Annotated in this window: 19 protein-coding genes; 6 read left to right on the forward strand and 13 right to left on the reverse strand. The window is 67.5% G+C overall.

Features of this window, described 5'->3' with window-relative positions:
* Window positions 1-53: 53 nt before the first annotated feature.
* On the forward strand, window positions 54-1067 hold the full coding sequence (locus AB0J62_RS19990; RefSeq protein ID WP_363872695.1) for an alcohol dehydrogenase catalytic domain-containing protein: 1014 nt from the start codon (window positions 54-56) through the stop codon (window positions 1065-1067).
* 150 nt (window positions 1068-1217) lie between these two features.
* On the opposite strand, the gene AB0J62_RS19995 is transcribed toward AB0J62_RS19990, so the two are convergent.
* Window positions 1218-1658 carry a DUF6319 family protein gene (locus AB0J62_RS19995; RefSeq protein ID WP_363872698.1) on the reverse strand — a complete coding sequence of 147 codons (441 nt, stop codon included), beginning with the start codon at window positions 1656-1658 and terminating at the stop codon, window positions 1218-1220.
* 41 nt (window positions 1659-1699) lie between these two features.
* Window positions 1700-2317, reverse strand: a complete 618-nt coding sequence (locus AB0J62_RS20000; RefSeq protein ID WP_363872701.1) for a TetR/AcrR family transcriptional regulator — start codon at window positions 2315-2317, stop codon at window positions 1700-1702.
* A 70-nt stretch (window positions 2318-2387) separates the two neighbouring features.
* Here AB0J62_RS20000 and AB0J62_RS20005 point away from each other — a divergent pair, with 70 nt between their 5' ends.
* Both AB0J62_RS20005 and AB0J62_RS20010 read left to right on the forward strand, forming a co-directional pair.
* Window positions 2388-2627 carry a hypothetical protein gene (locus AB0J62_RS20005; protein WP_363872704.1) on the forward strand — a complete coding sequence of 80 codons (240 nt, stop codon included), beginning with the start codon at window positions 2388-2390 and terminating at the stop codon, window positions 2625-2627.
* A complete protein-coding gene (locus AB0J62_RS20010; RefSeq protein ID WP_363872707.1) occupies window positions 2627-4054 on the forward strand; it encodes an MFS transporter in 1428 nt (475 codons plus the stop codon). Before AB0J62_RS20005 ends, AB0J62_RS20010 begins: the two co-directional genes overlap by 1 nt.
* On the opposite strand, the gene gndA is transcribed toward AB0J62_RS20010, so the two are convergent.
* Complete coding sequence (gene gndA / locus AB0J62_RS20015; protein WP_363872710.1) at window positions 3982-5430, reverse strand: NADP-dependent phosphogluconate dehydrogenase; 1449 nt, start codon at window positions 5428-5430, stop codon at window positions 3982-3984. The genes AB0J62_RS20010 and gndA overlap by 73 nt on opposite strands.
* Window positions 5431-5539: 109 nt before the next feature.
* Between gndA and AB0J62_RS20020 the strand changes: the two genes are divergently transcribed.
* A complete protein-coding gene (locus AB0J62_RS20020) occupies window positions 5540-6061 on the forward strand; it encodes an isochorismatase family protein (RefSeq protein WP_363872713.1) in 522 nt (173 codons plus the stop codon).
* A gap of 11 nt (window positions 6062-6072) precedes the next feature.
* On the opposite strand, the gene AB0J62_RS20025 is transcribed toward AB0J62_RS20020, so the two are convergent.
* Genes AB0J62_RS20025 through tyrS form a run of 3 tightly spaced genes read right to left on the reverse strand, consistent with a single transcriptional unit; the run spans window position 6073 to window position 9273 of the window.
* Window positions 6073-6894, reverse strand: coding sequence for an NAD(P)H-binding protein (locus AB0J62_RS20025; protein WP_363872716.1), 822 nt, complete (start codon window positions 6892-6894; stop codon window positions 6073-6075).
* Window positions 6891-8075: an aminoglycoside phosphotransferase family protein gene (locus AB0J62_RS20030; protein WP_363872719.1), complete on the reverse strand. Its 1185-nt coding sequence runs from the start codon at window positions 8073-8075 to the stop codon at window positions 6891-6893. The genes AB0J62_RS20025 and AB0J62_RS20030 overlap by 4 nt, the downstream gene beginning before the upstream one ends.
* 4 nt (window positions 8076-8079) lie before the next feature.
* Window positions 8080-9273 carry a tyrosine--tRNA ligase gene (tyrS, locus tag AB0J62_RS20035; RefSeq protein WP_363872722.1) on the reverse strand — a complete coding sequence of 398 codons (1194 nt, stop codon included), beginning with the start codon at window positions 9271-9273 and terminating at the stop codon, window positions 8080-8082.
* Window positions 9274-9476: 203 nt separating this feature from the next.
* Between tyrS and idi the strand changes: the two genes are divergently transcribed.
* Complete coding sequence (idi, locus tag AB0J62_RS20040; RefSeq protein ID WP_363872725.1) at window positions 9477-10034, forward strand: isopentenyl-diphosphate Delta-isomerase; 558 nt, start codon at window positions 9477-9479, stop codon at window positions 10032-10034.
* Here the strand turns inward: idi and AB0J62_RS20045 are convergent.
* Window positions 10011-10883 (reverse strand): NAD(P)/FAD-dependent oxidoreductase, encoded by an 873-nt coding sequence (locus tag AB0J62_RS20045; RefSeq protein WP_363872728.1) that lies wholly within the window; start codon window positions 10881-10883, stop codon window positions 10011-10013. The two genes, idi and AB0J62_RS20045, sit on opposite strands and share 24 nt — an antisense overlap.
* A gap of 80 nt (window positions 10884-10963) precedes the next feature.
* Here AB0J62_RS20045 and AB0J62_RS20050 point away from each other — a divergent pair, with 80 nt between their 5' ends.
* Window positions 10964-11872: a GNAT family N-acetyltransferase gene (locus AB0J62_RS20050; RefSeq protein ID WP_363872731.1), complete on the forward strand. Its 909-nt coding sequence runs from the start codon at window positions 10964-10966 to the stop codon at window positions 11870-11872.
* Here the strand turns inward: AB0J62_RS20050 and AB0J62_RS20055 are convergent.
* The 6 genes from AB0J62_RS20055 to AB0J62_RS20080 all read right to left on the reverse strand — a co-directional run bounded on the left by AB0J62_RS20055 (window position 11837) and on the right by AB0J62_RS20080 (window position 18653).
* Complete coding sequence (locus AB0J62_RS20055; RefSeq protein ID WP_363872734.1) at window positions 11837-12829, reverse strand: 2-dehydropantoate 2-reductase; 993 nt, start codon at window positions 12827-12829, stop codon at window positions 11837-11839. The genes AB0J62_RS20050 and AB0J62_RS20055 overlap by 36 nt on opposite strands.
* 144 nt (window positions 12830-12973) lie before the next feature.
* Entirely contained in the window at window positions 12974-13933 is a 960-nt protein-coding gene (locus tag AB0J62_RS20060; RefSeq protein WP_363872737.1) for an ABC transporter permease, read from the reverse strand.
* A 3-nt stretch (window positions 13934-13936) separates the two neighbouring features.
* Window positions 13937-14863, reverse strand: coding sequence for an ABC transporter permease (locus AB0J62_RS20065; protein ID WP_363872739.1), 927 nt, complete (start codon window positions 14861-14863; stop codon window positions 13937-13939).
* On the reverse strand, window positions 14860-15876 hold the full coding sequence (locus AB0J62_RS20070) for an oligopeptide/dipeptide ABC transporter ATP-binding protein (protein ID WP_363872742.1): 1017 nt from the start codon (window positions 15874-15876) through the stop codon (window positions 14860-14862). Before AB0J62_RS20070 ends, AB0J62_RS20065 begins: the two co-directional genes overlap by 4 nt.
* A complete protein-coding gene (locus AB0J62_RS20075; protein ID WP_363872745.1) occupies window positions 15873-16853 on the reverse strand; it encodes an ABC transporter ATP-binding protein in 981 nt (326 codons plus the stop codon). The genes AB0J62_RS20070 and AB0J62_RS20075 overlap by 4 nt, the downstream gene beginning before the upstream one ends.
* A 6-nt stretch (window positions 16854-16859) precedes the next feature.
* Window positions 16860-18653: an ABC transporter substrate-binding protein gene (locus AB0J62_RS20080; RefSeq protein WP_363872748.1), complete on the reverse strand. Its 1794-nt coding sequence runs from the start codon at window positions 18651-18653 to the stop codon at window positions 16860-16862.
* Between the last annotated feature and the right edge of the window lie 128 nt (window positions 18654-18781).

The following is an 18781-nucleotide window of genomic DNA, read 5'->3' on the forward strand; positions in this document are numbered from 1 at the left end:
CCGAATCTGCCGGCCGGATCTAGAGGCCGAACCGACTGCTACAGAGGAGAGAAATGACTGGAACGATGCGAGCTGCCCAGGTCCAGCAGGCCGGCGGCCCGTTCGTGGTGACCGATGTGCCGATCCCGGAGCCCAAGGCCGGCCAGATCCGGGTGAAGGTCCACGCCTGCGGTATCTGCGGCGGTGACGCGATCCCGCGGAACGCGCTGTTCGGCACCGTGCTGCCGCGGATCCCCGGGCACGAGATCGCCGGTGTCGTGGACGCGGTCGGCGAGGGCGTCACGGTCTGGGAGGTCGGTCAGCGGGTCGGCGTCGGATGGTCCGGTGGCGTCGACTTCACCTGCGAGTACTGCCGGCGCGGCGACTTCACGAACTGCGTGAACCGCACGATCGTCGGTACGTCGTACGACGGCGGGTACGCCGAGTACATGGTGGCGCCGCAGGACGCGGTGGCGCGGATCCCGGAGGGACTGTCCTTCGAGGACGCGGCGCCGTTGATGTGCGGCGGGATCACGGCATTCAACGCCCTTCGGCATGCACACGCGGGTCCGGGAGACACGATCGCGGTGCAGGGCGTCGGCGGTGTCGGTCACCTGGCGATCCAGTTCGCCGACAAGATGGGCTTCCGGACGGTGGCGATCAACCGCGGCCGCGACAAGGAGAAACTCGCCCGTCAGCTCGGGGCGGACGAGTACATCGACAGCACCGAGGGCGATGCCGGCGAGGCGCTGCAGGCGCTCGGCGGTGCGGCCGTCGTCCTCGCGACCGTCTCTCGCGCTGAGCTGCAGTCGGAGCTGGTGAAGGGTCTGCGCCGGAACGGTCAGCTCATCGTGCTCGAGGGCAGCGACCCGATCCAGGTCACCGGCCATGCGCTGTCCGACGGCCGGCTGTCGGTGTCCGGCTGGTACTCCGGGGTTTCCCAGGACTCCGAGGAGACGTTGAACTTCGCGGTGCTGAAGGGCATCCGGCCGATCATCGAGACGTTCCCGCTCGAGGAGGCCGAGGAGGCCTGGCAACACCAGCCCAAGGCGAACCTCCGCATCGTGCTCAAGACCCAACCCGAGTAGATCCCCCAGAACCCGTCCGCAACCACCTCACACAGCTGCGGACGGGTTCTGCATTTGCTGCCCGTGGTGATCAGGGAAGGTGACTACCACGGGGAGTCCTGCGTCGGGATCGGGCTGAACTCAATCCGGCCAGACTCAATCGGCCGGAGGTCAGTCCAGGTCGGCGAGGGCCTTCTTGGCGGCTTCCAGTTCGGCCTCGAGCGCGGCGACCTTGGCGGCCTGCTGGGAGCGGGCCTCCTCGATGACCTCGTCGATCGGGGTCGAGAGGTCCTCGTGCAGCTCCTTGGCCGCGCGGGACACCGCGGCCGCGGCAACGGCCAGGTCGCGCGCCAAGTACGTCGTGCCCTGCTTGAGCTCGGCGTGCCACTCGCCGTCCGCCGTCCCGGTGACGGTGAGTGTGAGCTCGATGGTCTTCGCCTTCTTGCCGGCAGCCTTCTTCGCCGGCGCCTTCCTGGCCTTGGGAACTTCGACCGGAGCGGCTTCGGTCGTCGCCTCGGTCGTCGTTTCCGGCGTGGTCGCCGACGGGTTGATCGGGTCGGGAGTGTCGGCGAGGTCGGACGGCGTCTCTACTGCCAGAGTGTCTACAGTCATCGTTGCGGCGATCTCCTTCTGGGACTGGCGCTGTGTGACTATTAGAACACATGTTCGATTCGTAGGCCAACCAGCTTCACCAGGAAGCGGTCGATCTGGTCTGCCAGCGGCGGTAGGTCGGCCTCCGGTTCGTTGATCCGGATCGAGACCGCGCCATGCACGGCGGCGCGGAGATCCAGGGCCACCGCGGTCGCGTCGTCGTCGGGCGCCAGGCCGGCATCCATACAGGCTTGGACGGCGGCCTTGGCCCGGATCCCCAGCTCATCCTTGAAGGCCAGATTCATCCGCCGGTTCAGCGTGCTCTCGTGCAGCACCTTGTAAAGACCGGAGTACTCGCGCACCCAACCGGCGAGGAACAGGAGCCGCGCGCGGAGCCGGCGTACCGGATCGTCGCCGGCGCTGTCCTCTGCCTGCTCGAGGTCGCGGAGCAGGTCGGTCGTGGACTTCTCCAGCGCCGCGAAGACGAGTTCGTCGCGGTCGGCGAAGTGGATGTAGACCGAGGTTGCCGCGATCCCGACCTCGCGCGCGACCGCGCGGAGCGAGAGCGCCTCGTCGTCACCGAGCTCGTTCAGCATCCGCAGCGCGGCCTCGATGATCTCCTGCCGCAGCAGTTCCCCCTGCCCTCGACGGTTCCGGCTCCGCGACGTTCCAGCATCCATAAAGCCGATTGTATTGCAACGCACGTTGCCTTACAGTCGTAGCACTACAGCTGTTCACTTAAGGATGACCATGAGCGAACGCAACAAACAAGCCGTCCTCGACTTCTACGAGACCGGCTTGAACCAGAAGGACTTCCACGCTGCCGCCAAGCTGATCGGCGACACCTATACGCAGCACAACCCGCGGATCGCGGACGGCACCGCGATCGTCGACATCTTCCGTCTCGACGAGGACGGACGGATCGTCGAGCACTGGGACGTCATGCAGCCGATTCCGGGCGCAGCTGCCAACGCGAACGGGATGTTCTGATGGCGGCCACGCAAGCGCCGGCGGAGCTCGACGTGCGGCGGTGGTGGGCGCTCGGGGCGGTGGCTACGGCTCAGTTGATGGTTGGGGTTGATCTGACCATCGTGAATATCGCGTTGCCGTCGGTGCAGCGGGCGTTGGGGATGTCGGATCCGGCGCGGCAGTGGGTGATCACGCTGTTCGCGCTCGGGTACGGCGGTTTGCTGCTGCTCGGTGGACGGATGAGCGACCTGATCGGGCGGCGCCTTGCGCTGCTCGTCGGGCTGACCGGGTTCGCGGCAGCCTCAGCGCTTGGTGGTGCGGCGACCGGTCCGGCGATGTTGCTGACCGGACGTGCACTGCAAGGGGTCTTCGGCGCATTGCTGACTCCAGCGGTGCTGGCGACGCTGGCGGCGTCGTTCCCGTTGCCGGCTGAGCGCGGGAAGGCGTTCGGCATCTACGGGACGGCGATGGGCAGCGCGTCCGGTTTGGGGGTACTGCTCGGCGGCGTGCTCACGCAGTACCTCGACTGGAGGTGGTGCATGTTCGTGAATCTCCCGATCGCCGCACTGGCAGCAGGAGGTGTCCTGTACGCCGTACGTCCGGTCCCGCGCGTCCCCGGAGTGCGAGTCGACCTAGTCGGTGCGCTGCTGGCGACGGCAGGGCTGATGGCGGTGGTGTTCGGGTTCGCTCGAGCGGAGTCGGACGGCTGGAGCGCACCGGCGACGTACGCGTCCTTGGCAGGCGGAGTGGTGCTGTTAGCCGCCTTCCTGGCCGTGCAGGCACGGGTGAAGTCGCCACTGCTGCCTTTGAGGGTCGTGGCAAACCGCAAGCGGGGTGGCTCGTACGTGGCCGTCTTCAGCGTGGCGATCGGCATGTTCGCCGCGCTGTTCTTCCTGACGTTCTACCTACAGAACATCCAGCACTACTCACCTGTGAAGGCCGGTGTGGCGTTCCTGCCGTTGACAGCGGGGCTGATGGTCGGAGTGCGTGCGGTGAGCACACTGCTCGCCAAAGCTCGAGTGCGGTCCCTCATCTGCCCTGGGCTGCTCACCATCGCCGCTGGACTCGGACTGCTCGGCTTGCTGAGGGCTGACAGCAGCTACTGGCCGCACGTGATGCCGGTGTTGTTCCTCGTCGCTCTGGGGACCGGATGGGTCCTGGTGACCGCCAACAGCACCGCAACCCTGAACGCCGGCCCCGACACCGCGGTGGCCGGTGCCATGGTGATGACCTCTCAGCAGATCGGCGCATCACTCGGCACTGCGCTGCTCAGCACAGTCGCCGGCACAGTCGCCGCCCACTCCGATGCTGTCCACGGGTTCAACGTGGCGAGTCTCGGAGCGGCCGGCTTCCTGTGCGTAGCGGCGGTAGTCGTCTACTGGGTGCTCTCGGAGCGGTCGCCCGACCACTCCAGGTGGAAGCTGCCCTCACGGTCGACGCGCTTGTAGGTGTGCGCACCGAACAGGTCGCGCAGACCCTGGATCAGCGCGGCCGGCAGTCGCTCGGCCCGCAGCCCGTCGTAGTACGACAGCGCCGCCGAGAATCCCGGAGCCGGTACGCCGACCGTCGCGGCGGCAGCCACCACCCGGCGCCACGCCTCCTGCCCGTTGGCGACTGCTTCCTTGAAGTAGTCGTCGACGAGCAGTGAGGGCAGGTCCGGGTTCCGGTCGTACGCCTCTTTGATGCGGTCGAGGAACCGCGCCCGGATGATGCACCCGCCGCGCCAGATCGTCGCCATCGCACCGAGGTCGATGTCCCAGCCGTACTCGTCGCTGGCCGCCCGGATCGCGTCGAAGCCCTGTGCGTAAGCGACCAGCTTCGACGAGTAGAGCGCGTGCCGTACGTCGTCGATGAACGCCTGCCGGTCTGTTGTGTCATGGTCCAGCTTCGGCTGCGCAGGGCCGGGCAGTACGCCGGCCGCCGCCTCCCGCCGTACGACGTCACCCGACAGGGACCGGGCGAAGACGGCCTCGGCCATGCCGCTGACCGGGATGCCCAGGTCGAGCGCGGACTGTACGGTCCAGCGGCCGGTGCCCTTCTGCTCCGCCTGGTCCAGGACGATGTCGATGAACGGGCCGCCCGTGGTCGGGTCGGTCTGGCTGAGCACCTCCGCGGTGATCTCGATCAGGAACGACTCGAGGTCACCGGTGTTCCAGTCGCGGAACACGTCGGCCAGCTCGGCGGGGGACAGGTCGAGGACGTGCCGGAGCAGGTCGTACGCCTCCGCGATCAGCTGCATGTCGGCGTACTCGATGCCGTTGTGCAGCATCTTCACGAAGTGGCCGGCGCCGTCCGGACCGACGTGCACGCAGCACGGCTCGCCGTTCACGTGGGCGGAGATCTTGGTCAGCATCGGCTCCAGCGCCGCGTAGGACTCCGGCGAACCGCCCGGCATGATGCTCGGGCCGTTCAGCGCGCCCTCCTCGCCGCCGGACACGCCGCTGCCGACGAAGTGCAGACCCTTCTCCTTCAGCGCGCTCTCCCGGCGCCGGGTGTCGAGGAAGTGCGCGTTGCCGGCGTCGACGACGATGTCGCCTTCGTCGAGCAGCGGCACCAGTTCGTCGATGACCGCGTCGGTCGGGGCACCGGCCTTCACCAGGATGATGATCTTGCGCGGCTGCTCCAGCGACTCGACGAAGCCGGCCAGGTCGGTCGACGGGACGAAGTCGCCCTCGGAACCGAACTCCTCGACCAGCGAGTCCGTGCGGGCCTGGGTACGGTTGTGCAGAGCGACGCTGAACCCGTTGCGCGCGAGGTTCCGGGCCAGGTTGCGACCCATCACCGCGAGTCCGGTGACACCTATCTGGGCTTTAGCAGAGCTCATCGAATCTCCCGCAGTCTCAAGTTGTGTGCGAGGTCCAGTCTGCTGCCCCTGGCAACCCTGTCGTCCAGCGGGTGCCAGGTCGTGGACAGTTGGACCTTAGGCTCGGCTCGTGAATCCTCTCGAGTCCCGCCGTACTGCGCTCATCCTGATCGACCTCATGCCGCGGATCATCGCGCTGGACACTGCGCCTTTGAGCGGGCCGGTTGTGCTCGAACGATCCGTTGCGCTGGCCGCGGCGACGCGGGCGGCGGGTGGGCTGGTGGTGAACGTGCGGGTCGAGCGGCCCGGCGTCGAGGTGCAGCCCGAGGGGAGCTCGTTCGCGACCGAGGTTGTGCCGCAGCCGGGCGACCTGGAGATCGTGAAACGCACGATCGGCGCGTTCGGCCGCTCACCGCTCGATGCCGAGCTCCAGTCGCGGGAGATCGCGAACGTGGCCCTCGCCGGAATCGCGACCAACTTCGGCGTGGAGTCCACCGGGCGGGCCGCGTCGGACCTCGGCTACGAGACGTTGTTCATCACGGACGCGATGACTGGGTTGGACGCGGCGGCACACGAGTTCGCTGTCACCAAGGTCTTCCCCCGCATCGGCGAGGTCTGCACGACCGCCGAGTACCTGGCCAGTCTGAAGTAGCCCGCCGCGTGCTAGCGGAAGAGTCCGGCGTTCTCGCGGACCCAGGTCTGTAGGGTGCGGGCCGGTCGGCCGGTGACGTCGGTGACGGTGTTGTTGACCGATGTCTCGTCGATGGTCCCGTCCCCGAAGAAGGACTCGATGGCCGCGGCGTACGGCGCCGGCATCGAGGCGAGCAGCGCGTCATGTGTCTCGGACCGACTCATCGGGTCCGCCGTCAGCGCCCGTCCGATCCCCTCACCCAAGATCGCCACCTGCTCGATCGGCGTCAGCGCGACCGGCCCGGTGAGCCGCAGTACCTCACCGTCCGACGAGCCTTGCAGAGCTGCTACCGCGACATCCCCGATATCCCGCGGATGGATCGTCGACACCGGCACCTCCGGGAACTGCACCCGGACCTCGTCGCCGGCCTTGAGCTGATCCAGCCAGCGCAAGGTGTTGGACATGAACGAGTTCGGCCGCAGAAAGGTCCAATCCACGTTCGCCGCGCGGACTGCTTCTTCCGTTGCGTGGTGGTACGCCGCGACCGCGTTCGTCAGCTCACCGTCGAGTGAACTGCTCGACAGCACCACGACCTTCCGGACGCCTGCAGCTACTGCATTCGCGAGCAGTTCCTCGAGGCGGTCGTAGCCGCTCAGCAGGAAGATCGCGGTGACGCCGGTGAGCGCGTCGACGAACGTGTCCGGCTTGTTCAGATCGCCGTACATAGGCTCGATGCCGCTCGGCAGGCTGGCTTCGGAGCGGATCAGCGCACGCGCCGGGACGCCTTGTGCTGCGAGCGATTGCACGACCGCGCCACCCGCGTTGCCGGTCGCGCCCGTCACCAGGATCGTCATAGCTCGTAGCCTGCCACCTCGAGGGCCGACCGCAGGCAGATTCCCGGATCGTCCTCGTGGTAGATCCGCTCGTCGGGCTCGATGTTGTCGAGGAAGCGCTGGTACATCAGCGCATACGTCAGCGGTCCCAGCACGCTCATCGGCCGGAGCGCGCGCAGCGGCTCACAGCCAGGGTGTTCCCGCTGCCAGGCCGCCGACCAGACCTCGCGTGCATGCTCGCGCTTCTCCGCCGGCAGGAAGTCGTGCAGCCGCCTGATGTCGGTCGCCGGATGACCGATGAACGTGTCGGCCCAGTCGACGATCACCCGCTGCGTACCGTCAGACCGCCAGTTCCCCGGATGGAAGTCCCCGTGCACCAAGGAGATCGGCAGCCCCGCGGACTCGAGCTCACCGACGATGGCCGGCAGCCGATCCACCAGCTTCAGCAGACCGTCCACCTCGTCGTCGGACAAGGCAACCCGTGGAATCAGCGCCGCGACCTCGTCCGCCAACTCGTCCGGCAACAGCCGAGGTGCGTCGAGCTCGTCCACCTCCTCGGCGAGAGCCGCCTGGGCCGCGACCCAACGAGGCACGACGCTCTCGACCGACGGCCGGTCCGGCTCCCAGCAGTCCGTCCCCGGCGCGTGGGCGAGCAGCGACCAGCGGTTCTCCCGGGACGTCGCAAGGACGGCGGGCGCGAGTGTCTCGTCGTACCGCCGGACGTGCTCGATGATGTCCGCGTCGACACTGCAGAACCGGCTGGTGGCCTTCGCCCACGCGCCCGGGAACCGCATCAGACATGAGAGGTTCCACGTCTTCACCTGCACGGCGTCGTGCGGTCCGATGACGCTCTGGGCCCACGCGATGAGCCGCGACGGTCCGCCGACCTCGGCCCAGGTCGACCGGTGCGGTTGCGCCGCGATGATCGAATCCCAGTCAGGCAACGGCGTTTCATCGAGTACGCCGGAACTCGGCTCGCCCAGCGCCTCGACGTGGTACACCACCCGCCCGCCGCGTCCGATCACAGCCTCGTCCGCGTGGACGAGCCGCAGTACCAACGTCGGAACGCCCAGCAGTTCGTCGAGGTGCCGGGTGATGGCCTCGACCTCGGACCACCACCCCGGCTCCACGTCGAACGCCGGCGGCCGGCCCACGTACCGGGTGCCAACGCTCACCAAGGCCTCTACCGTCTTGAATTCCACCGGCCTACTGTCGCGTGATCCGGTGCCAAGTGCGAGCGCCCGACTTCAGTACGACGTCTGTCCCGAGGTCGACGGACGCTGCCGGATCATCCGTCCGTACGCCGTTGATCGTCACCGCGCCCTGCCGCAGCAGACGACGCAGCTCGGAGTTGCTGTCCTCAGGCCGAGCCGCCCGCAACAGGTCGAACGCCGTCGCCACGTCACCGCGCACAACCACCGAGGGCATCTCGTCGGGCCGGCCGCGGTCCGAGAAGGTCTGCCGGAAGGCGGCCAGCTCCGTGCGCGCAACGCCCGCGCCGTGGTACCGCGTGACGACCGCCGCGGCCAGCCGGAGCTTGGCGTCGCGCGCCGCCGGACCACCCGAGGCGGCGGAGTCCGCGAGCGCGGCGACCGTCTCGAGCGGCAGTTCGGTGTAGACCCTCGCGTACGGCTCCACCAGTTCGTCCGGGATGCTCATCAGCTTGCCGAACTTGTCCCGCGGGCTGTCCGTCAGCCCGATGTAGTTGTTCAGCGACTTGGATTGCTTGGCCCGGCCATCGATCCCCGGCGTGATCGTCGTCGTGATCACCACCTGCGGCGGCGCCCCCAAGCGCTGCTGGAAGTGCCGTCCCAGCTGCTCGTTGAACAGCTGGTCCGACCCGACGATCGTCAGATCCCTGTCCATCGCGAAGCTGTCGTAGCCCTGCAAGACCGGGTAGACCAATTCGTGGACGGCGATCTCCCGCCCGGCCGCGACCCGTTCGCGGAACATGTCGCGGCTCATCAGCTGAGCCTGCGTGACCTGGGCGAACAGGCCCAACAGCTCCGCCACGGCCATCGCGTCGTACCACTCGGAATTCCGCCGTACTTCGAACACCTCGGGGTCGGTGCGCAGGACCAGCGAGACCTGTTCGAGGAATGACGCGGCGTTCGCATCGATCTGCGAAGGGGTGAGCACCGGACGGGTCTCGGAGCGGCCGGTCGGGTCGCCGACGCGGGTGGTCAGATCGCCGAGCAGGAACACGACCCGGTGCCCGAGGTCCTGCAGTTGCCGCATCATCCACAGGTTGACCGCGTGGCCGAGATGCAGGTCCGGCGCGGTGCAGTCGACGCCGTACTTGATCCGCAGCGGGCGGCCGGAGTCCAGTCGCTCGCGCAGGTCGTCTGCGCCGATGATGGTGTCGGTCGTACGGCGTAATCGTTCGATCACGAAGTTCACGTCAGGGTTCCTCTCAGCGGCGAGGCACCGCCAGTGCCTCCGGCAACGGAAAGAGGCAGGAACCGGACGGTTCCTGCCTCGGAGGCTCTGGGTGGAGCGAGTGCGGGTACTACCGAAGACCGGCTCCTCCCAGAGCCGGTCGATATGCCACGCGTCGCTCGATCACGCGCCCAGATTAGCAGACAGCGCTTAAGCTCGACCGCGTGAGCGACGAGCGGGTAGTGCTGGTGGACGAGGGCGGGTACGCGATCGGGACCGAGGCGAAGGCAACGGTCCATCACGCGGCGACCCCGCTGCATCTCGCGTTCTCCAGCTATGTGATCGACGCGGAGGGCAGGGTCCTGCTCACGCAGCGGGCGTTCGAGAAGCCGACCTGGCCCGGTGTCTGGACCAATAGTTGCTGCGGGCACCCACTTCCGGACGAGCCGGTCGAGCAGGCGGTACGGCGGCGGCTGGCCGACGAGCTCGGGATCGTCGTGGACTCGGTGGATCTCGTGCTGCCCGAGTTCCGGTACCGCGCCGAGATGCCGACCGGCATCGTCGAGAACGAGATCTGCCCGGTCTATCGGGTCAGGTGGACCGGCGACCCGAGGCCGAACCCGGCCGAGGTCGCGGCGTACCGCTGGGTCGAATGGGACGAGCTGCGCGACATCCCCGACCTGTCGCCCTGGTGCCTCCTGCAACTGGACGTGCTCAGTACGCCGCCGGCCGACTGGCCGATCGCCGATCCGACCCGGCTACCACCCGCTGCCCAGGTCTAGCTCCAGAAGATCGTTGTGTACGGCGACAGCCGCCGTGCTCGCATGACCTGCTGCGCCGATCGCGAGCAGTGCCGGCGCCGCCGTCGTACCGACCGCGTAGACACCAGGCACCGTGGTCCGTCCACCCTCGTCCGCGACGACCGCGCCGTCGGCGACCTGGCAACCGAGCTTCTCGGCGAGATCGCTCTGCTGATGCTGGCGCACCACGACGAACAGCCGCTCCGGCGCGAGCACCTCTCCGCTCTCGAGCACTACCCGAGGGGCTGACACCTCCGCGACACGCTCGGTCCTGACCTTTACTCCAGCCAGCGACAGCCGATCGAGCTGCGCGTCGGTCAGCTCGTCCCCGTCCGTGCACAGGACGACGTCAGCGCTCCATCGGCTCAGCAACAACGCACGTGCGACCGAGCGATCCGGAGTACCGCGCATCCCCAGCTGCACCAGCGGTTGATCCCGCACTTCCCACCCGTGACAATGCGGGCACGCTACGACCGACCGACCCCATCCTTCAGCGACGCCGGGCACATCGGGCAGTTCGTCCCACAGCCCGGTCGCCAGCACGACGGCCCGAACCTGTACCCCGTCGACCACGAACCCGTCGTCGTCCACGGTCACGTCCTCGACCCGGGCGTCCCGGAGCTCGACGCCGTACGCCGCGACCTGCCGCCGTCCGGCGGCGAGCAACTCACCCGGCGCCGGATCCTCCGCGCCCAGATAGTTGTGCACATGCTCCGCCGCCCGGTTCCGCGGCTGCCCGTCGTCGAAGAGCACGACCCGCCGTCGCGCCCGTCCCAAGGTCAACGCCGCCTGCAGTCCCGCCAGGCTCCCACCGATCACCGCTACGTCCATGTGATCAATATACGAGAAGATTCGTCTCATACTCTAAAATTGGCGAGCGCCGAGATGATCACGCGCTGCCTAATGGGCGAATGATCGAGATCCGGCCGGTGACGACGGATGCGGACTACGAGGCCTGGCGTCAGGTCCGTATCGCCGTCCTCCCGCACGAGCGGTGTCCAAGCATCGCCGAGCTGCGGGAGTTGGAGACGCCGGAGCGGCTGCTGGTGCTTGCCGAGCTGGACGGCTCTGTCGTCGCCAACGGGCTCGCCGACAGTTCCGACGAGGCTGGGCGCGGCTTCGTGTCACCACGGGTTCGGCCCGAGGCACGCCGGCGCGGAGTCGGCACGAGGTTGCTCGAAGCGTTGGCGGATCACGCGGGTGCGTTGGGCTTCGAGGTCGTCGGGTCGGGCGTCGAGGACGAGGGATCGTTCGCATTCGCCCAGCACTTCGGCTTCGTCGAGACCGGGCGCCAGGTGGAGCAGGTACGCCGGATCGGCGCCGAAACCTGGCCCGCGCGACCGACGGAGTACGACATCGTCACCGTTGCGGAGCGCCCGGAGTTGTGGGCGACGGCGTACGAGCAGGTTGCGCTGCCGACGTTCCCGGACATGGACACTTCGACCCCGCTCCAGGTGTCGGCGGAGGAGTGGGCGACCGAGTGGATCAACGATTCGGCGGCGATGTTCCTGGCTGTCGTCGGGGATGACGTGATCGGGGTAGCCGGGCTGATGCTCGATACCGACAAGCCGGAGCGCGCCGAGGTCGCCTACACCGCCGTACGGCGGGATTGGCGTGGGAAGGCGGTTGCGTCGACCCTCAAGCGGACGAGCATGGCGTGGGCGGCCGAGCATGGCATCAGCGAGGTCTACACCTGGACCCAGCAGGGCAACGCGAACATGCGGCGGCTGAACGAGCACCTCGGCTTCAGCTATGGCGCCGTGAGCATCAACGTACGAGCGAACCTACCGCTGGAGTTCCCGGAGCAGCTCAGCTCCTGACCAGGCCCGGCGATCGGTTTCGGCGGCGCGGATCAGCTCGACCAGCCTCTCGTTGACCGGCGCGGATCGTCCGAGCGACTCCGCGAGCCGGACGACCTCGCCGTTCAGATAGTCGATCTCGGTCGGCCGTCCTGCCTCCAGGTCCTCCCACATCGAGGTCCGCGCGAGCGGGTCGATCGCCAGCATCTTGGACGCGAGCCGGCGGAACAGGAAGTCGGGCAGCCGCAGGATCGCCGGGAACCGGTGCATCGGAACCGCGAGCAACTGCGCCGGCTCGATCCCGGCGATCTCCAGAATTCCCAGCGTTTCGGCCTGCGCCGCAGCCAGACAGCGCCGGTACGCGCGCTGCGACAGCTCGTCGCGCAAGGGCACGTTCGACAGTGCGTTGATCGGGTTGTTCAGGTTCAGCAGGAGCTTCGCCCACTGCACCGGCAGGATGTCGTCGTGCTGCGTCAGCGGCAGCCCGGCCCACTGGAACGCCTCGACGTACGGCGCCAACGCAGCATCACGCTGGACGTCGAGCGCTCCCTCGGTGCCCTGATGAAACACGCCGGCGCCCCGGTTGAGCACGTTGAACGGAACCATCCCGGCCACGACGATCTGCTCGGTCAGCCGCAACCTCAGCAACTCCCCGTTCCGTACTCCGTTCTGAAAACTCACCACCACCGCACCGGGCTTCAACACCGCCGCCAACTCCGCAGCCGCGCCCTCGGTAGCCGCTGACTTCACCGTGACAAGCACCAGATCCGCCCCAGTGGCCGCATCGGGCGTCGTTTCGAAGTCCACGTCAGACACGCGAAGATCCGCACCCAGATAGTCGGTCAGGTGCAGCCCGTGTGCCCCCAGCTCGTCGGCCATCCGCTGCCGCCCGACGAACGTCACAGCCGTCCCGGACGCCGCGAGCCGTCCCCCCACATAACACCCGATCCCCCCGGCGCCGTACACCACGATCTTCACGCAGACAACGTACCGAACGTACCTAGGGACAGGAGGTGCTCGGGAGGTTCTGCCTGGCGTCCGCCCAAGATCGCCAGGTAGAACGCACACCTCCTGTCCTTCGGTGCCACCCCAGGGCGAAACCCGACCAAGGAACCCCGGGAGCTAATGCAGTCGAACGCGTGGATCCAGTACGGCGTACCCGATGTCCACCAGGATGTTCGCCACCACGACGGCCGCCGAGGCGAACAGTACGATCCCGATGATCACCGGCAGGTCCTGCTGGTTGATCGCGACCACGGCGGTCTGACCGAGGCCGGGCAGGCTGAACACGGTCTCCGTGACCACCACACCGCCGATCAGCTGACCGAGGTCGATGCCGAACTGCGTGATCACCGGCGTCAACGCACTCCGCAGACCGTGGACGACGACCACCCGGCTCTCGCTGATGCCCTTCGACCGCGCGGTCCTGATGTAGTCCTCGCCGAGCACGTCCAGCATCGAACCGCGGGTCAGCCGGGTGTACGTTGCTGCCAGCAACAACGCCAGCGCGACCCACGGCAGCACCAGGTGCTGGAACCACGGCCCGACGCCGGCGGCGATCGGCGAGTAGCCGCCGGCTGGGAACCAGTTGAACCCTGCGAGGGTGAGGCGGAAGTACAGGAAGTACAGCAGCAACAGCCCGAGCAGGAACGACGGGAACGAGTAGAAGAACAGCGCGAACAACGTCAGTCCGCGGTCCGCCAGCGACCGTGGGTGCGTCGCCGAGATCACGCCGTTGAACACACCGAGCAGCAACCACAGCACGGCCGCGCCGAGCGCCAGCGACACCGTGATCGGCAGCGCCTGCGCGATGATCTTGGTCACCGGCACCTGGTGGTAGTAGTCGTACCCCAGATTGCCCTTGAGCGCGTTGCCGAGGAAGTGCAGGTACTGCTTCCAGACCGGCAAGTCGAGCCCGAGGCGGTGCTTGATCAGCGCGATCGTCTCCGGCGTCGCCTGCCGGCCGGCCAGCGTCTGCGCGACGTTGCTCGGAGCAACGAAGAACAGGCCGAACACCGCGATGCTGATCAGCCACAGGACCAGGATCCCGTGACCGATCCGGCGAATCAGGAACATGGCCATGGTTCAGGTCCGATCTGCGCGGGGGTCGAAGGCGTCCCGGACGCCGTCACCGAACAGGTTGAAGGCGAGCGTGGTGATCAGCAGCGCCAGACCGGGGAACAGGATGAACCACCACGCGGTCGTGTAGTAGTTCTGCGACGCGCTGATCATCCCGCCCCAGTCCGCCGTCGGCGGCGGCAGACCGAGCCCGAGGAACGACAACGTCGCCTGGGTGACGATCACGACCGGGATCAGCAGCGTGGTGTAGACGATCACCGGCGCCATCACGTTCGGCAGGATGTCGACGAACATGATCCGGCCGTCGCCCGCCCCGAGCGAGCGGGCCGCTTCGACGAACTCACGCTCCCGTAACGACAGCACCTGACCACGGACGATCCTGGCCACCGACGCCCAGCTGAAACAGCCGATCACCAGCACCGTGACGGTCAGACTGGGACCCGTCACCGACACCAGCGCGATCGCCACCAGCAGGAACGGCACCGACAGGACCACGTCGATCAGCCGGGCCAGGATGGTATCGGTGATCCCCCCGAGGAACCCCGCCGCCAATCCCAGCACGACTCCGATGACCACGGTGATGGCGGTCGCGATCACGCCGACCAGCAGCGAGACGCGAGCGCCGTACGCGATCCGGACCAGGACGTCCCGGCCGAGATCGTCGGTCCCGAGCCAGAACGTCCCGTTCGGCCCGCGCGGCAGGCCGTCCGGCGTCAGCCCGATGTCGCGATACTGCTCGTTCGGCGGATGCCCGGTGATCGCAGTGAACACCGGCGCGAAGATCGCCATCAGCACGATCAGCAGGATGACGACGAGCGAGATCATCGCCACCTTGTCCTTGCGCAACCGGTGCACGGCGAGGACGAACGGACTACGACCCTCGATCGCCTTCGGCTCGTCGAGGACGTCGACCATCTCGATGGCGGCGGTCATGATGCCTTCAGATCTGGTACGGCGGTGGACAGGTCCTCGCCCACCGTCAACGGGTAGAAGCAGGCTGTGCGGTGCTGCGAGGAATCGTCGAGGACGGCCTCGAGCGGCGGCTCCTCGCCCGCGCAGTCCAACTTCGCCTTCGGGCATCGCGTGTGGAACCTGCAGCCCGGCGGCGGATTCGTCGCGGAGGGGATGTCGCCGCCGAGGATGATCTGCTCACGGCTGTCCGCCGTGTCCGGGTCCGCCACCGGCAAGGCCGACAGCAGCGCTCGGGTGTACGGATGCCTGGTCTGGCCGAACAGGTCGTCGGTCGGCGCCAGTTCGACGATCTTGCCCAGGTACATCACCGCGATCCGGTCACTCACGTGCCGGACCACGGACAGGTCGTGCGAGATGAACACGTACGTCAGGTCGAACTCCTGCTGCAGATCCGCCAGCAGGTTGATGATCTGCGCCTGGATGGACACGTCCAGCGCCGACACAGGTTCGTCGCAGATCACCAGCTTCGGTCGCAGCGCGAGCGCTCGCGCCACCCCGATCCGTTGCCGTTGGCCCCCACTGAACTCGGCCGGGAACCGGTTGTAGTGCTCGGGGTTGAGCCCGACCAGCTCCATCAGTTCCTGGACCTTCTTCTTCCGTTCATTGCCCGAAGCAATGTTGTGGATCGCGAACGGGTCACCGATGATCGAACCGACCCGGCGGCGCGGGTTCAGCGAGCCGTACGGGTCCTGGAAGATGACCTGGACGTCGCGCCGCAGCGGACGCATCGCCTTGCGCGAGAGCTTGGTGATGTCCTTGCCCTCGAACGTCACCGAGCCAGACGTCACGTCGTACAGGTGGGCCATGCAGCGCGCCAGCGTCGACTTGCCGCAGCCGGTCTCGCCGACCAGACCGAGCGTCTCGCCCTTGTGTACCTCGAGCGAAACGCCGGCGACTGCCTGCACCACTTCTTTGGAGTGCGTGGGGAACTCCTTGCGGACGTTCTCCACCTTGAGCAGGACATCCTCGTTCATGAAGCGATCGCCTCGCTGTTCTCGTGCGGTAGCCAGCAGGCCGACTGGTGCCGCGGATCGCGGGCGACGTCGAGCAGCGGCGGAGCCTCGGCGCGGCACTTGTCGAACACGTGCGGACAGCGGGCCGCGAACGGGCAGCCCTTGGGCAGCCTGATCAGGCTCGGCGGTGTCCCCGGGATCGGGGTCAGCCGATCACCACTGCGGGCCGGCAACGACGCCAGCAGGCCCTGGGTGTACGGATGGTGGTTGCGGTAGAAGATGTCGCGCCGCGGTGCCCGTTCCATCACCGCGCCGGCGTACATCACGACGACCTCGTCGGCCATCTCGGCCACCACACCGAGGTCGTGCGTGATCAGGATGATCGCCGTACCGAACTGCTCCTGCAGGCGGCGCATCACGTTCAGCACCTGGGCCTGCACGGTCACGTCGAGCGCGGTGGTCGGCTCGTCCGCGATCAGCAGGGCCGGGTCGAGCGCCATCGCCATCGCGATCATCACCCGCTGCCGCATCCCGCCGGAGAACTGGTGCGGATAGTCGTCGATCCGCTCCGCGGCCCTGGGGATGCCGACCAGGGTCAGCAGTTCGGCGGCCCGTTTCCGGGCGTCCTGCTTGCTGATCTCGTGGTCGTGCGCCCGGATCATCTCCACGATCTGCCAGCCGATCCGGTACTGCGGATGCAGGCTGGACAGCGGATCCTGGAAGATCATGCCGATCTGGGCGCCGCGCAACCGGCGCAACGTCGACTGGTCCGCGGTGATCAGGTCGGTGCCGTCGAAGAACGCCGTACCGGACACTGTCGCGCCGCGGGTGAGGCCGGTGATGGTCTGGGTGGACACGCTTTTACCGGAGCCCGACTCGCCCACCACCGCGAGCGTCTGGCCGGCTTCAACGTCGTACGACAACCCCCGGACGGCGCGGACGGTGCCGTCCGGGGTGTCGAAGGAGACCCGGAGGTCCCTTACTTCAAGCAGGGCCATGAGGTTCTAGCCGCCCTGCTTGTCTTTGTCGAGCCAGACGTTGGTGGGATCGAACATCTGCATCGCCGGCACGTAGACGGCGTTGTGCACCTGTGCGGCGTAGTAGTTCGGGTTCTTCGGGTTGGTCAGCGGGAAGAACGGCGCGTCGGCCATCACCTGCGCGTCGGCCTTGGCCCACAGGTCCACCGCCTGGTCCTGCGTCGGAGCGGCGATCGCCTGCTTGATCAGGGCGTTGGTCGTCGGGCTGTTGTACAGACCGAAGTTGCTGCCGATCGGCGGGAACGACGGTTCGCCGGAGAACAGCGGGTTGAAGAACGACAGCGCCCCGTTGCCGTACCAGTCAGCACCCCAACCGGCCAGCGACAGGTCCCAGACCCCACGCTGCGCGACGGTCGGCACCTGCAGGTACTTCACGTAGAAGTCCGCGTTCGGCGACGGTACGCCGACGACCTTGATGCCGACCTTCGACAGGTCCTGCTGGATCGTCTGGAACGCCTTGCTGCTGCCCTCGGACGCGTTGCGGTACAGGAACTTGAGCGTCAGGTTCGGGAAGCCGGCCTCCTGCAGCATCTGCTTGGCCTTGTCCACGTTGTTCGGGTACGGATCGATCTGCTTCGAGCCGAGGATGCTGTCCGGCAGCACGTGGGTCAGCGGCGGGTTGATCGTCGGTCCGCCGATGACCTGGAGGATGTGGTCGCGGTTGAGCGCGTAGTTGATCGCCTGCCGGACCTTCACGTTCGCCAGCGCCTTGTTGTTGTTCGGCGACACGGTGTTGTAGACGACGTACGGGTTGCTCGACGCCGTCATGCCCAGGTTCAGCTTCGGGTCCTTCTTCGCGATCAGCGCCGGCAGCTGCGACGGTGGCGGGCCGACGTCGAACTCGAGGTCGGCGGTCGGCGTGCCGGTCTGCAATTGCTGCTGGATCGAGTCCTGGGTGACCGTCTCGTTGACCACGATCTTGTCGACGTACGCCTTGCGCACCGGGTCGGAGGCGGGATCCCACGCGGAGTTGCGGGAGTACGAGATCGACTTGGTCGGCACCCACTTGTCGACCTTGTACGGGCCGTCGGACGGGAAGTTGTTCCCCAGTTCCGTGCTCGCCGGCAGGTACTTGAGCGATTCGACCGGGGCCGGCGAGAAGGCCGGCAGCGTCAGCATGTCGACGAAATACGTCGCCGGCTGGGTGAGGTGGAACTCGATCGTGCTCGCGTCCTTGGCGACGACGCCAGGCAACGGGGTCTTGTCGATGTACGACTGGATCCCGGCGACGGTCTTCGGCGCCTTGGCGAAGCCGTCGGCGAAGGCCTTGTACCCGACGATCAGGCCGGCGAAGTCCGGGATGCCGCCGAACGGCTGGACCGGGTTCGCGGTCCGCTTGACGCCGCGGACCATGTCCTCCGCGGTGACCGCCCGGGCCGGAGTCGTGTCCCACTTCGCGCCGGGCCGGATCTTGATCGTGTACGTCTTGCCGTCGGCGCTGATCCCGCCGTTCGCGGCGGTCGGGATGTCCGTGGCGAGGTCGGCCACCGGCTTGGTGTTGTCGGATCCCGGATCAGCCGGATACGTGAACAGCTGCCTGCTCCACATCCGCAGGTTCAGGTAGCCGATCGAGTAGTAGCTGATGTTGGGGTCCATGTAGTCGACGTCGCCCGCCCCGAGCATGTTCAGGGTGCCGCCGCTCACCGGGGTGGCGGCGGTGCCTCCGGATCCGGACGCCGTTCCGCCGCCGTTGCTGCAGGCCGCGAGCGCAAGACTCGCGGCGGCGGCAAGGGATATTGCCACCAGCCGTCTTCTGGCCATTGGTCCTCCTCCAGGACTCGGTAGGGCCGAAGTTAGGACTTCCGGGCGCAGCCGGAACCGCGGTCACGCAACCGTCAAACAGATGTCAATCCCCGCCCGCCCGAACATGACGGATTCATGACAGCTGT

Source organism: Kribbella sp. NPDC049584 (genome assembly GCF_040675555.1).
Taxonomy (GTDB): Bacteria; Actinomycetota; Actinomycetes; order Propionibacteriales; family Kribbellaceae; genus Kribbella.

Bases quoted from the DNA above. Each gene is read 5' to 3' on its own strand.
- AB0J62_RS20065 (WP_363872739.1), bottom strand. From the start codon at position 14,863: ATGACCGCCGCCATCGAGATGGTCGACGTCCTCGACGAGCCGAAGGCG.
- AB0J62_RS20000 (WP_363872701.1), bottom strand. From the start codon at position 2,317: ATGGATGCTGGAACGTCGCGGAGCCGGAACCGTCGAGGGCAGGGGGAA.
- AB0J62_RS20060 (WP_363872737.1), bottom strand. From the start codon at position 13,933: ATGGCCATGTTCCTGATTCGCCGGATCGGTCACGGGATCCTGGTCCTG.
- AB0J62_RS20025 (WP_363872716.1), bottom strand. From the start codon at position 6,894: ATGACGATCCTGGTGACGGGCGCGACCGGCAACGCGGGTGGCGCGGTC.
- gndA (WP_363872710.1), bottom strand. From the start codon at position 5,430: ATGAGCTCTGCTAAAGCCCAGATAGGTGTCACCGGACTCGCGGTGATG.
- AB0J62_RS19995 (WP_363872698.1), bottom strand. From the start codon at position 1,658: ATGACTGTAGACACTCTGGCAGTAGAGACGCCGTCCGACCTCGCCGAC.
- AB0J62_RS20075 (WP_363872745.1), bottom strand. From the start codon at position 16,853: ATGGCCCTGCTTGAAGTAAGGGACCTCCGGGTCTCCTTCGACACCCCG.
- AB0J62_RS20070 (WP_363872742.1), bottom strand. From the start codon at position 15,876: ATGAACGAGGATGTCCTGCTCAAGGTGGAGAACGTCCGCAAGGAGTTC.
- AB0J62_RS19990 (WP_363872695.1), top strand. From the start codon at position 54: ATGACTGGAACGATGCGAGCTGCCCAGGTCCAGCAGGCCGGCGGCCCG.
- AB0J62_RS20010 (WP_363872707.1), top strand. From the start codon at position 2,627: ATGGCGGCCACGCAAGCGCCGGCGGAGCTCGACGTGCGGCGGTGGTGG.
- AB0J62_RS20045 (WP_363872728.1), bottom strand. From the start codon at position 10,883: ATGGACGTAGCGGTGATCGGTGGGAGCCTGGCGGGACTGCAGGCGGCG.
- AB0J62_RS20080 (WP_363872748.1), bottom strand. From the start codon at position 18,653: ATGGCCAGAAGACGGCTGGTGGCAATATCCCTTGCCGCCGCCGCGAGT.
- AB0J62_RS20005 (WP_363872704.1), top strand. From the start codon at position 2,388: ATGAGCGAACGCAACAAACAAGCCGTCCTCGACTTCTACGAGACCGGC.
- AB0J62_RS20050 (WP_363872731.1), top strand. From the start codon at position 10,964: ATGATCGAGATCCGGCCGGTGACGACGGATGCGGACTACGAGGCCTGG.